10 protein-coding genes are annotated in these 13756 nt (G+C 46.3%); all 10 read left to right on the forward strand.

Annotated features, from left to right (window positions below; all coding sequences use genetic code 11):
• Positions 1–257: 257 nt before the first annotated feature.
• The 10 genes from spoIIE to NST58_RS00360 all read left to right on the forward strand — a co-directional run bounded on the left by spoIIE (position 258) and on the right by NST58_RS00360 (position 13748).
• Positions 258–2765, forward strand: coding sequence for a stage II sporulation protein E (spoIIE, locus tag NST58_RS00315; RefSeq protein WP_076130076.1), 2508 nt, complete (start codon positions 258–260; stop codon positions 2763–2765).
• Between the two features lie 596 nt (positions 2766–3361).
• Positions 3362–4108, forward strand: a complete 747-nt coding sequence (locus tag NST58_RS00320) for a VWA domain-containing protein (protein WP_038568031.1) — start codon at positions 3362–3364, stop codon at positions 4106–4108.
• Positions 4092–5036 (forward strand): serine/threonine protein kinase, encoded by a 945-nt coding sequence (locus NST58_RS00325; RefSeq protein ID WP_094902328.1) that lies wholly within the window; start codon positions 4092–4094, stop codon positions 5034–5036. Before NST58_RS00320 ends, NST58_RS00325 begins: the two co-directional genes overlap by 17 nt.
• 36 nt (positions 5037–5072) lie before the next feature.
• Positions 5073–6515: a tRNA lysidine(34) synthetase TilS gene (tilS, locus tag NST58_RS00330; RefSeq protein WP_076130077.1), complete on the forward strand. Its 1443-nt coding sequence runs from the start codon at positions 5073–5075 to the stop codon at positions 6513–6515.
• A 46-nt stretch (positions 6516–6561) separates the two neighbouring features.
• On the forward strand, positions 6562–7101 hold the full coding sequence (hpt, locus tag NST58_RS00335; RefSeq protein WP_036678757.1) for a hypoxanthine phosphoribosyltransferase: 540 nt from the start codon (positions 6562–6564) through the stop codon (positions 7099–7101).
• A 109-nt stretch (positions 7102–7210) separates the two neighbouring features.
• Positions 7211–9265 (forward strand): ATP-dependent zinc metalloprotease FtsH, encoded by a 2055-nt coding sequence (gene ftsH / locus NST58_RS00340; RefSeq protein ID WP_036678755.1) that lies wholly within the window; start codon positions 7211–7213, stop codon positions 9263–9265.
• Positions 9266–9524: 259 nt separating this feature from the next.
• Positions 9525–10463: a quinolinate synthase NadA gene (gene nadA / locus NST58_RS00345; RefSeq protein ID WP_036678753.1), complete on the forward strand. Its 939-nt coding sequence runs from the start codon at positions 9525–9527 to the stop codon at positions 10461–10463.
• 39 nt (positions 10464–10502) lie between these two features.
• Positions 10503–12119, forward strand: a complete 1617-nt coding sequence (gene nadB / locus NST58_RS00350; RefSeq protein WP_076305371.1) for an L-aspartate oxidase — start codon at positions 10503–10505, stop codon at positions 12117–12119.
• Positions 12109–12984: a carboxylating nicotinate-nucleotide diphosphorylase gene (gene nadC, locus NST58_RS00355; protein ID WP_339245613.1), complete on the forward strand. Its 876-nt coding sequence runs from the start codon at positions 12109–12111 to the stop codon at positions 12982–12984. Before nadB ends, nadC begins: the two co-directional genes overlap by 11 nt.
• The gene (locus NST58_RS00360; protein ID WP_076186821.1) at positions 12981–13748 is read left to right on the forward strand and encodes a type III pantothenate kinase; all 768 of its coding nucleotides are present in this window, start codon (positions 12981–12983) and stop codon (positions 13746–13748) included. Before nadC ends, NST58_RS00360 begins: the two co-directional genes overlap by 4 nt.
• Positions 13749–13756: the final 8 nt, after the last annotated feature.

Here is a 13756-nt window from a genome sequence, read left to right on the forward strand (position 1 = left end):
CCATGTCATTCTCACATAACTCTAGGGCAATCGCTGGCGAATGACCGCCAGGCTTGCGCCTAAAACTGCACTGGAAACAAGCTTAAGGAGAAGCAACCTACTGCGCCGCAAGGGATCGATCTATTTTTTTAGGAATAATGAACAAAGGCTTTTTTGTCGGAAATTTCTTATGACTGTCCCTCCATTTCTGACAAACTTTCTCAAATGACCCGCTATATAATGAGAACCATAAATTCTTAAACGGGTGGTGTAGGGAAATGAGTAAAAGCAATGTGGTGAATTTGCCAGAGTGGACAAGAGTGGGAAGCGAAGATAAGAAGCAGAGACAAGCCTTAGGCACGCGTATTATAGCTTGGGGTCAGAAGCAGCGATATATTCAGCTTATTACAGCGAAGAAGTGGATGCTTCTGTTAAGCTTTATGGGGTTTCTGCTAGGTAGAGCTATGATTCTGGACGAGCTGTCCCCTTTTGCTGTCGCATATTTTGCCGTCATTGTGTTTATGCGTCGAGACTCTATGTTACCTGTAGCAGGTGCTATTATAGCTGGAAGTCTCTTCACTCCGTTTCCGGGTGCCTTGGTTACTACGGCTGAACTAATTATATTTTTTCTTGTTTATAGAGGGCTTGAAAGTTTCGAACGAATAGATTTGTCTTATGCACCCCTTATGGTATTCGTATCCTCGTTTATGGTTGGCCTGTTCAAGATTGTTCTCGGACCGTCTCTTTCCTGGTACCCCTTTATGATGACAACTCTGGATGCTTTACTTGGGTTTGTTCTTACCCTTGTGTTCATTCAGGCACTTCCTCTACTAACTTACAAACAAAAGAGCAGATCGCTGAGGAACGAGGAGGTTTTATGCCTTATTATTCTGTTAGCCTCCGTAATGACAGGCCTTGTGGGCTGGACCCTTAATGGTTGGTCATTAGAGCATATATTGTCTCGTTATTTAATTCTGCTCTTTGCCATGGCGGGGGGCGCTCCGCTCGGTGCAGCTGTTGGGGTGGTGACGGGGTTGATCCTCAGCCTGGCCGATATCAGTGCTATCTATCAGATGAGTCTGCTTGCTTTTTCCGGAATGCTAGCGGGAATGATGCAGGGTGGGCGAAAGGGTGCGGTATCTATTGGCATGTTGCTAGGATCAACGATCCTTTCCGTCTATTTTACGGGTCCGGGTGATATGATGGCCTCAACATGGGAGACCTGCGCAGCAATAGTGCTGTTTCTAATAACGCCTAAGGCGATGATATCGGCGATTGCAAAATATGTACCGGGCACGTCAGATCATAGCCGATCTCAACATGAATATGCCCGCAGGGTCAGGGATCTGACTGCAGAACGGGTCACTCAATTCTCACAGGTATTCCAACAGCTCTCCAGTAGCTTTGGTCAGATTCCACGTGCCGGAGAAGTGGGCAAATCGGATCGTGAAATGGAAGATTTTATGAATACGGTCACAGAAGGCGCCTGTGCTGGATGCATTCGCCGTACCCACTGCTGGGATGCAAAATTCTATCAGACATATAGATACATGACAGATATGATGACAACTGTTGAGGAATGCCCTGATATTACGGCTGCTCAGCTGCCACCGGAATGGAGCCGTATTTGTGGCAAAACCGGAGAAGTGCTTGAGGTCATGAAGGGACAATATGATCTCTACCAACATGATATGCGGTGGAAAAGACAAATATACGATAGTCGCCAATTTGTTGCCGAGCAGCTGTCAGGCGTGTCACAGGTTATGGAAGACTTGGCCAAGGAAATTAAGCGTGAAGGACAGGCCATGTATCGGCAGGAAGCGCAAATCCGCGAGGCTCTTGAGAAATTAGGACTGTCTATTCATGGCATTGAAATTTTAAGTCTGGACCCAGGACGCGTAGAAATAGAAGTAGTGCACGCTTATAATCGCGGTTTTGATGAATGCCGTAAAATGATTGCCCCACTCCTCTCCGACATTCTGGATGAGAATATTGCTGTCATGAGTGAGACGGCGGTTCATCCCCGGGAAGGACTCTCGATGGTTACCTTTGGTTCAGCCAAAGCCTTTGAGGTAAACACGGGTGTGGCAGTTGTTTCTAAAGGTGGAGATATGCTATCTGGCGATAGTTTCAGCACCGTAGAGCTTGGAAATGGCACCTTTGCAGTATCCATTAGTGATGGTATGGGGAATGGTGAGCGGGCAAGGATGGAGAGCAGTGCCGCACTCGGCATGTTAGAAAAGCTGCTGCAATCCGGAATGGATGAGAAGCTGGCTGTAAAGTCGGTCAACTCAATTCTTTTATTACGCTCCCCTGATGAATTCTATGCTACTGTGGACATGGCTTTAATCGATCAATATTCTGCGCAGACAACGTTTATGAAGATTGCTTCAGCACCAAGCTTCATCCGGAGGGGGAGTGAGGTCATTCCAATAACCTCTAGCAATCTGCCGATAGGAATCATTAAAGATATTGATGTGGATTTAATCAGTATGCAGCTTCGCCCCGGCGATATTTTAATTATGATGACTGATGGTATTTATGATGCGCCTGGATATGCCGTTAATAAGGAGATATGGATGAAACGGATGATCCAAGAGCTTGAGGGTGATGATCCTCAGGATTTAGCGGACAGCCTGTTGGAGAAAGTGATCCGTTATCAGGGCAATGAGATCCTTGATGACATGACTATTGTCGTCAGCCGTCTTGATCATTTCCATCCGGAATGGTCCAGCCTGCATATGCCGGGCATCGGCCGTATGGAGCGTCCGCGTACGGTAAGTTAGTTATTTTAGGTTTAGTAGGTTTTAATGTTGGGTACGCGCGAAGCGTCGTATTGCTTGTATAGTTTAAGGCACGTGCAAGATATCGTGCTGCTTGGGGGGGCACGCGCGAAGCACCGTGTTGCTTGTATAGTTTAAAGCACGTGCAAGATATCGTGCTGCTTGGGGGCACGCGCGAAGCGTCGTGTTGCTTGTGAGTTTGTAGCACGCGTAAGGCGTCGTGCTAATGGAGGCAGTCGAGGCGAGTCCGTGATGTGTAACTCGCCGGCCTCTACTATTCTCGTTTCAATGGTCGGTTGACTTGGGGCGGAATCTGTAGATCTAAACTGTTTACTAGTGAAGGTATGGAACGGAGAGAAAGTTTGGAGCTGTAGAAGCGGAGCGTTCGCCTTTGTCCTCGGATTCCAACCGCGTGAGGCGGTTCTAATCAAGGAATCTGAGGACAACAGCGATCGAAAGCCCAAACATTTCTCGCAGTTCCACTATTCACTACCCCCCCTATTTGATCGAAATTCCCCCACTTAATATCGACCGTTTGAAATCTCTCATTTCTGGATATGCTAGAAACAGAGGTTCAAACAAAGGGGGAGTTGAGGGTTATGAAGCAAATTATGCTCATTACTGACGGTTGTTCGAATGTAGGAGAAAGTCCGGTGTTGGCAGCGGCGCATGCCCTGCAGGAGGGAATCACCGTAAATGTGGTCGGTGTAGTTGATTATGGTACGATCGGTGAAATCGGCAGCCGGGAGATTGCTGACATTGCCAAGGCCGGGGGAGGCCTTAGCCGAATAGTCGGAACACCACAACTGGCGCAGACGATTCAGATGATGACACGCAAGACCGTGGTTCAGACGATCCAGCAGGCGGTTAATAAAGAGGTAAAAAAGATACTAGGCGACGGCTCACTGGATCAGCTGCCTCCTGTTCAACGTTCACAGGTTGTTACAGTTGTAGATGAACTGACAGAAACAACGCCGCTGCGCATTGCACTTCTTATCGATGCCAGTGCCAGTATGAAGCCTAAACTGGGTGCTGTGGAAGATGCAATCCGCGATTTGGCACTCAGTTTAGAAGCACGGGAAGGCAAGAGTGAGATCGCTGTGTTTCATTTTCCCGGAAATAACAGCAGTGAAGATGCCAAGCTTGATCTGGATTGGACGCATGACATGTCAGGTATTCGTACGCTATTCTCTAAATTACACATGAGAGGCGCAACACCGACTGGCCCAGCTATTTTCAAGGTGCTTGAACATTATCGTTATGATACACTGGATGAACATCGTGGACGCCGACTAAGCGATGACCACGACGAAAGAGAAGGGATGATTGGTGGGTATGTCGTCTAATCCGTCCTATCCTACTGGTACCTTAATTAACGGCAAATGGCGGGGTAACCGTTATGTCGTTGAGCGGATGCTGGGAAGGGGCGCGAACGGAACCGTATATCTTGTGCAAAGAGAAGGCAGACGGGAAAGGTACGCGCTAAAAATCGGATACGATACACTTGAACTTCAATCGGAGATCAATGTACTGACCTCGCTGCAATCGCGACGAAAGCGGAATGAACATCGGGCTCGTCGTGAGAATCCATTGTCTTCTTATTTTTTGGAAGCGGATGATTTTGCGAATGGGGATAATATCCCCTTCTATGTGATGAGGTATGTTGAAGGCAAACCGCTGCATCATTTTTTATCGAAAAACGGTCCCGATTGGTTAGGCCTGGTAGGTCTTGGTCTGCTTGAAAAGCTGCGCACACTGCATGAATGTGGATTTGTGTTCGGTGATTTGAAGCCCGAGAACGTCATGGTATCTAAATACGGTGAAGTGGAACTGATCGACTTTGGGGGCACAAGCCCTATTGGTCGTAGCGTGAAGCAGTTTACCGAATGGCATGATCGTGGTTTCTGGAATGCGGGCAGTCGAATCAGCGATGAGGGTTACGATCTTTTCGCATTTGCTGTGCTGTGTCTTCGTTTGCTCAATGAAGAAGGGCTCAAAAAGGCAGCCTTACAGCTGCCGCAGACGAGAAGTGTGGACGAATTATTTAAGCTGGCTAGAAATTTACCCAATAAGAAACTATCCTCCTGGATTTGTATGGCGTTAAAAGGGGGGTTCTCAGGCTCTGCGGATGCTACTGAGGTCTGGCGAAACCATATTTATAACTCGCGCAGAAAGCGCCCGGATAGTATGGACACCCCTCGGTGGTTAAAAAATGCATTCGCATTGTCTTTGTTTTTGCTCGCCTTTACGATTTATTGGGTATTCCGTTTTTGAACTCATACATATAGTTGGAGAGAGAGGGGGGCGCATATGGAGCAAATGAATGGACTGGTGGAGTCTGTATTGGAGTCAGCAGCCGAGCATGAGCTGTGGGCGCCCCATGACACCATTGTAGTCGCAGTTTCCGGCGGCCCGGATTCTGTGGCTCTTTTGCATGTTTTACATGAAATATCTTTAAAATTTATACCGCTTACCTTAATATGTGCTCATGTGAATCATGGATTTAGGCCGGAGTCGAAGGAAGAGGCAGAGCTCGTACGTGGTATGGCTGAAGAATTGGGACTGCCCTTTGAGTTTGCGGAATTCGATATTCCCTCCTTGGCTAAAGAGAGTGGACTTGGTCCTGAGGGTACTGCACGTGAGAAGCGGTACGAATTTCTGATTGATACGGCGCACCGATATGGGGCGCGTTCTGTTGCTCTGGCTCATCATGCTGATGATCAGGCAGAAACTGTAATTATGCGTCTATTACGCGGAAGTGGCTTATCTGGACTGTCGGGTATCAAGTGGAAAAGAACAGAAAAAAAGGTGGAACTCATTCGCCCATTCCTACGTATTAACAAAACAGCACTTTTAGGGTTATGCCAAAATGAAGGTTTCACTTATGCTGAGGATGCCACCAATCTGCTGACGAAATATAAGCGGAATGCCATTCGTTTGGAAGTTCTTCCTTTTCTGGAAAAGTATAATGGCAGAGTGAGGCAATCCCTCGTACAGCTTGCGGAAATTGCGGGAGCTGAAGATGAGTATATGGAAGCGTCTGCGGCAAAATGCTTTGAAGAGCTAGTTTCGGAAGGGGATGGGAAATACACCTTTAACAGAGCTTCATTTGCTGCCATACCCTCCGCTTTACAACGGCGTTTGATTAAACTAATATTAAATTATCTGTCGGCGGATTTATCTGCCCTTGATTTCCCCAAGATTGAAGCTGTACGTCGGGGAACGCTGCAGAGCTATCCCACCACCTGGAGCTTGGATTTGGGTGGAGGCCTGACTTGTGTGCGGCAATATGATAGTATCTTGTTCTCGTCCAAGCCCACGACGCCACAGGCAAGCTATACATATCGTCTGTTTTTACCGGACTCTGAGCTTAAATTGGAGGAAATAGGTAAGGTGATGTCGATGGCGGTACTGGAGAGAGAAAACTTTTTTGTACAGGGGGAGGATTATGGGAAGATGTCGGCTTGGTTTGACCGTGATGAACTGGTCTTTCCACTGACGATACGATCCCGATTGCCTGGAGATACCATAAGGATCATGGGATTAAACGGAAGCAAAAAGGTAAAAGATATTTATATTGATGATAAAATACCTGCTTCCGAACGGTCATTGATTCCCCTCGTTTGTGATGGTTTGGGCAATATCGTCTGGATTCCGGGCGTAAGACGCTCGATGCATGCCGCAGTAGGGCGGCACACGACCTCCGTACTTCTATTGTCTCTGGCAGAGCTGGATGACCACGAAGTCACGTAATGGTCGAAGTAAGTCTTTCATAGTATAACTTAGGAGGTTTCGCAAGTTGCAAAACGATATTCAAGAAGTATTGATCACCGAAGAGGAACTTCAGCAGAAAATTAAGGAGCTCGGTCGAACACTGAGCGAAGAATACGCAGGTCGTACCCCTTTAGTAATTTGTGTACTAAAAGGTGCGTTTATATTTATGGCAGATTTGGTTAAAGCCATTACAGTACCTGTTGAGATGGATTTCATGGCAGTGTCCAGCTATGGAGCATCCACCAAGTCCTCTGGAGTAGTCAAAATTATTAAGGATTTGGATGTATCGGTAGAAGGCCGCGATATCTTGATCGTTGAAGATATTATTGACAGTGGTCTTACACTCAGCTATTTAATTGAGTTGCTCCGCAACCGGAATGCTGCTACTATCTCTGTGGTTACCTTGTTTGATAAACCATCAGGCCGCACTGTTAATCTTGAAGCCAGCTACACAGGCTTCGTGTTACCTGACGAATTTGTAGTAGGCTACGGATTGGATTATGCCGAGCGGTATCGGAACCTCCCATATGTTGGAGTACTGAAACCTGAGATTTATTCCAATTGAACTAAGGACTGCCTCGATCATACGGATCGGATACCCACAACTTCCTTTATTTGAGGTGTCCCAAGAGGCTATGGTACAATAACTTGAGTGTTGTGAGAGGAGGTAGGGGATGAATCGGTTCATCCGGAATTCTGGTTTTTATTTGATTTTATTTTTAGTCGTGGTGGGTATTGTCCAGTTTGTGAGCAATGGAAATGAAGCCGCCGATTTCCCTAGATACGACGAGTTACGGCAGGAGATCAAGAACAACAATGTGAAGGATTTGACGGTTCAGTTTGAGGGTAATGCCTTTCTGGTCACAGGCGAGTATAGAGAGCTGCCTGCCGATACTAAATCGAAAAGCTTCTCCACATATATTCCTCCTACAGATGCCGCTATCAATGAACTGATTCAAGCCAGTGATGTTAATGGGATTGAATTAACTCAGAAGAAAATGGAAGGTACCAGCATTTGGCTGACATTCCTTTCTTCAATTATCCCGCTGGTAATTATGTTCATCTTGTTCTTCTTCCTGTTTAACCAGGCGCAAGGTGGCGGCGGTAAAGTCATGAATTTCGGCAAGAGCAAGGCTAGGTTATATAATGAAGAGAAGAAGAAAATCAGCTTTGAGGATGTTGCAGGGGCGGACGAAGAGAAGCAAGAGCTTGTCGAAGTCGTTGAGTTCCTAAAAGATCCACGCAAATTTGCAGCTGTCGGCGCACGTATTCCTAAGGGCGTATTGCTTGTAGGTCCTCCGGGAACAGGTAAAACATTGCTTGCCCGTGCGGTAGCAGGTGAAGCTGGCGTACCTTTCTTTAGTATTTCCGGTTCTGACTTTGTGGAAATGTTCGTGGGTGTCGGTGCTTCTCGGGTACGTGATTTGTTCGAGAATGCTAAGAAGAATGCTCCATGTATTATCTTCATTGATGAAATTGATGCTGTGGGTCGTCAGCGTGGTGCCGGTCTTGGTGGCGGACATGACGAGCGTGAACAGACGCTTAACCAATTGCTGGTTGAGATGGATGGATTCGGTGGTAACGAAGGCATTATTATTGTAGCGGCGACTAACCGCGCTGATATACTTGATCCGGCATTGCTTCGTCCAGGACGTTTTGACCGTCAAATTACGGTTGACCGTCCTGATGTGAAAGGCCGTGAAGCTGTACTTAAGGTTCACGCTCGTAACAAACCGCTTACGAAAGATGTAAGACTGGATGTTGTTGCTAAACGCACAACCGGATTCACAGGTGCTGATCTGGAGAATCTGCTGAATGAGGCAGCTTTGCTAGCTGCACGTCGTAACCGTAAAGATATTTCCATGATTGAAGTGGATGAAGCTATTGACCGTGTTATCGTAGGTACTGAGAAACGCAGCCGTGTGATCAGTGACCGCGAGAAACGTATTGTAGCTTATCATGAAGCAGGCCATACTATTGCTGGTTACTTCCTTGAGCACGCCGATATGGTGCATAAAGTTACTATTATCCCACGCGGACGTGCAGGCGGATATGTTATTATGCTTCCGAAGGAAGATCGGATGATCGTTACCAAGCAGGAGCTTTTGGATAAGGTTACTGGATTACTTGGTGGACGTGTTGCTGAAGAATTGTTTATTGGTGAGATCGGTACGGGTGCATACAGTGACTTCCAACAGGCTACGCGCATCGTGCGTGCCATGATTATGGAGTATGGTATGAGCGATAAGCTTGGACCTATGCAGTTCGGATCTTCTCAAGGTCAAGTATTCTTGGGTCGTGATATTGGGCATGAACAGAATTACAGTGACTCCATTGCTTATGAGATTGATCAGGAAATGCAGAACTTTATTACTTCGAGTTACGAACGTTGTAAAGATCTGTTGATCAAACACTCCAAAGAAATGCACTTGATTGCCAATACATTACTTGAGAAAGAAACACTTGAGCTTGATCAGATCACACAACTGATTGAACAAGGATTCCTTTCCGAGGATGGTAAACCAGAGGGTGGCGAAGGTGTTGCCCATGAAGTTGGCGAGCCTGTCATCGACAATATCGGTGATGTGCGAGTTCGCATTCAAGGCAAGCCTGAGGATGAACAGTCCACACTTCCTGACCTGTCGAAGGATATCCCGAATAACCCTGATTCTGAGGGTAATGACGGTTCCGGTGATGACAACAAAGGTGGGGGCACTAGCCTTACCTAATTGGGTCCACCATTCATATGATGTAAATTTATCCGGAGAACGTAACTGTTCTCCGGATTTTTTATTTTAATTTTTAAGGGATTCTATGCCTTAAAGCCTGTCCAGTTACATTGACAGAGGCTGGAACGTTGTGTACATTAGTGATTAATATTACTTACTATTTATATCAGCATGTTCATTTTTTCACCATGATGGCGCATGCCATTTGATAACATCATGTCGGCGAAAAGCCGCGAGGATTTAAGGGGGAGAACAATCGGTGGAAGCTCTGGCGCTTGAGCGCAAGCAGGAACAGAATCGAGAACTTCGTATACGTCTTGAACAGCTTAAAAAGGAACGAAACGCAATCATTTTAGCTCATTATTATCAACGTGATGAAATTCAGGAGGTTGCCGATTTCCGGGGCGACTCTTTTTTACTCGCTCAGAAGGCTGCAGAGACAGATGCAGAAGTTATTGTATTCTGCGGTGTTCATTTCATGGGGGAAAGTGCAAAAATTCTAGCCCCGAACAAAACCGTCCTTATTCCTGATGAACGTGCAGGCTGTCCAATGGCAGATATGGTCAATGTAGACGGTTTGCGTAAGCTAAAAGCTCAACATCCAAATGCTAAAGTAGTCACTTATATCAACTCGTCCGCCGAGATTAAAGCAGAAACCGATATTTGTTGTACCTCTGCTAATGCTGTGAAAGTAATCGAATCCCTTGACGCCGAAGAGATTATTTGGGTCCCAGATAAGAATCTTGGTCAATATGTACAAGATCAGACGGGCAAGAAGCTGATTATTTGGGAAGGCTATTGCAACACTCACGACATGTTGACCGTCAAAGATGTAGTAGAAATGAGAGCAAAATATCCAGATGCGGAATTTGTAGTTCATCCAGAGTGTCGTCCTGAAGTAGTCGCCATGGGTGACTATGTAGGCAGCACTACATCAATTCTGGAGTATTGCCGGAAATCGGATCGTAAGCAATTTATCGTTGGAACGGAAGATGGTACCGGATATCAGCTTCGTAAGGATAGTCCAGATAAAGAATTCCATTTTGCTACCAAATTTCTTGTTTGTCCTAATATGAAAGTTAATAATCTAAAAAAACTGGTGAAATGCCTGGAGACGATGAAGCCACAAATCTATGTACCGCCTGCTGTCGCCGACAAAGCCAGAACATCCCTAGAGCGCATGCTACAAGTCCGGTAGCATGCGCTACTCTTTCGTTGAAACAGGTGAAAAGCGGTCATGATTCCACAATATTTGGTTGATTTTGATCTTCGGGATATTCCTACGGTAAAGACAGATTGTATTGTTATTGGTTCAGGGATTGCCGGGTTATTCACAGCTATTAAAGCCAGTGAAGATCGGCGTGTCATAATGATCACAAAGAAATCAGTAATGGAAAGTAATACTCGCTATGCACAGGGGGGGATCGCAGCTGTTATAGCTGAGGATGATTCCCCTGCTTACCACCGGCAGGATACCTTAATGGCCGGAGCAGGTCTTTGCTCCTCAACAGCTGTCGATGCACTTGTTAATGAAGGGCCGGAAGGCGTTCATGAGTTAATTCGCTTAGGAACTCTGTTTGATAAGGAAGATGGGGTACTGGCTTTGACTCAGGAAGGTGCGCACAGCCACCGCCGTATTTTGCATGCTAATGGGGATGCTACAGGTTATGAGATTGTTCGTGCATTGGCGGAACAGGTAGCCGAACATGAGAATATTGAGGTCTGGGATGATCATTATGTTATCGATCTCATCACTGAAGGTGGAGAATGTGTAGGCGCATTATTGCAACGGCCCGGTGGTGGAAGGTTGTTCCTGCAAGGGGATGCGACCATTCTGTGCTCTGGTGGAGCAGGACAATTATATCGATACACTACCAACCCAGAAGTAGCTACAGGAGATGGAGTAGCAATCGCCTATCGCGCTGGGGCTCATATACGAGATATGGAATTTATTCAATTTCATCCTACAGCACTTAGTTACCCGGGAGCTCCTAGATTTTTAATCTCCGAAGCTGTGCGTGGGGAAGGAGCAGTCTTGCGCAATATTAATGGAGAACGGTTCATGGAACGTTATCATGACCTGCTTGAGCTGGCTCCGCGGGATATTGTAGCACGAGCTATTGTAAGTGAAATGGAACATACTAAATCAACGTTCGTTTATTTGGATATTACACATGAATCTCCAGAGATGGTGAAGCATCGGTTTCCCACAATATATGAGACATGTATGGGCTATGGACTGGATATTACAAGTGATTGGATCCCAGTGGCTCCCGCTGCGCATTATATGATGGGGGGGATTAAGACCGATCTGAATGGAGAGAGCACCATCCCACGTCTGTTTGCTTGCGGAGAGGTTTCCTCCACAGGCCTGCATGGCGCTAACCGTTTAGCTAGTAATTCATTATCTGAGGCCATTGTATTCGGACAGCGTATTATTGATCGGATTCATGAGCTTTCCCCGCTGGACCGTGATGTTTTATCGGTTAACAGTAACGAGGGACGTGTAGATTCGCCAACTCAAGCCATTGTGGAACGTCGTTTGAAGCTACAGAAGATTATGGTTCGATATGCTGGACTGCGTCGTAACGAAGAGATGTTACTTAAAGGACTAGATGAATTAAAACGACAGCTGCCAATCTTTGGATCAGCATTGTCCAAACGTGAGGAATATGAATTTGCTAATATGCTGACCTGCTGTTTGCTTGTGACAGAGTCTGCTCTGGCACGGGAAGAGAGCCGTGGGGCGCATTACCGTGAGGATTATCCGCAGCGGGATGATGATCAGTGGCGTAAGCACCTGCTTCAAATTCGCGAACTGGGAATAGTGGAGGAATTAAGCGATGATGTTTAATGGTTACAATGAAGAACTAGTACAATCTATCAAGGCTTGGTTGCGGGAAGATGTTGGTTCCGGAGATGTAACCACGCAGATGACGATTCCAGTGGGCCATGAGTCCAAAGGGATTATTCATGCCAAGGAAGACGGGATAATTTGTGGCATCCCAATTGCAGAGCTGGTTTTTGAAATTGTGGATCCGACGCTTAGTTTTACAGCCCTTGTCGAAGAAGGCCAAGCTGTAACTAAAGGGACAGTAATTATTGAGGTTGAGGGCAGCACACATGCGATTCTAACAGGTGAGCGGCTTGCGCTTAACTTGATGCAGCGTCTTTCGGGTGTGGCATCACGTACAGCTTCTTTCGTGCAGGTGTTGGAGGGATTACCAACTCGTCTAGTGGACACACGTAAGACAACACCAGGTCACCGGATGCTGGAGAAATATGCTGTTCGTATTGGTGGAGGCTTTAATCACCGTTTTGGGTTATATGATGCAGTTATGATCAAGGATAATCATATCAAAGGCGCAGGTGGTATTCGGCAGGCTGTAGGTCGTGCCCGGAAGAACATCCCGCATACGATGAGCATCGAAGTGGAGACCGAGAATTTAGAGCAAGTCGAAGAGGCGCTGGCAGCAGGTGCTGATATTATAATGCTCGATAACATGTCTAACAATATGATGAAGCAAGCCGTGGCTAGGATTAAATCGAAAGCTCCGCATGTTAAGACAGAGGCTTCTGGCAATGTATCGTTAGAAACCTTACGCGGGATTGCTGAAACGGGTGTGGATGTGATTTCTGTCGGGCGCCTTACGTACTCCTTCTCCAGTCTGGATATCAGTCTAGACCTTAATGCCAAGAAGGAAGGGTCTTTGTCATGATGCTTGCTGTCGATATCGGTAATACCAATATTGTTCTCGGTGTATATAGAAAACGCGAATTGCTGCATCATTTTCGGCTAAGTACTGCGCGTCAATCGACCGTGGATGAATATGGAGTAATGATACACAATCTTTTTCACATGTCAGGTGTATCTGTCAAAGACGTTGAAGGTGTAATTATATCTTCGGTTGTTCCGCCACTGGTTAAGACTATTGAGGATATGTGTATTAAATATATAGGGAAAGACCCATTGATTGTTGGACCAGGGATTAAGACGGGGCTTAACTTACGTTATGAGAATCCGCGTGAAATTGGCGCAGACCGGATTGTTAATGCAGTTGCTGCGATTGAACAATACAAATGTCCACTTGTCGTTGTTGATTTTGGTACGGCTACGACTTTTGATTGCATTGATGCAGGTGCTAATTATCTTGGTGGGGCGATTGTCCCCGGCCTAGGCATTTCAACAGAGGCATTATACCAGCGGGCATCTAAGCTGCCGCGAATTGAATTGGAAAAGCCTAAAAAGGTCATCGGACGTAATACGGTGCACGCGATGCAGGCCGGGATTATTTTTGGTTATGCGGGTCAGGTTGAGGGCATTGTTAAACGAATTAAAGTCGAGATGAACGCTCCCGAACTGAAGGTTATTTCGACCGGAGGCCTCGCCTCGCTAATTGCGGGTGAAACGGACTGTATCGATGAAGTAAATCCTATGTTAACGCTAGAAGGATTAAGAATTATTTACGATCGTAACCAATAAAGATAAAG

The sequence above is a fragment of the Paenibacillus sp. FSL R10-2796 genome (assembly GCF_037965315.1).
GTDB lineage: Bacteria > Bacillota > Bacilli > Paenibacillales > Paenibacillaceae > Paenibacillus_AQ > Paenibacillus_AQ odorifer.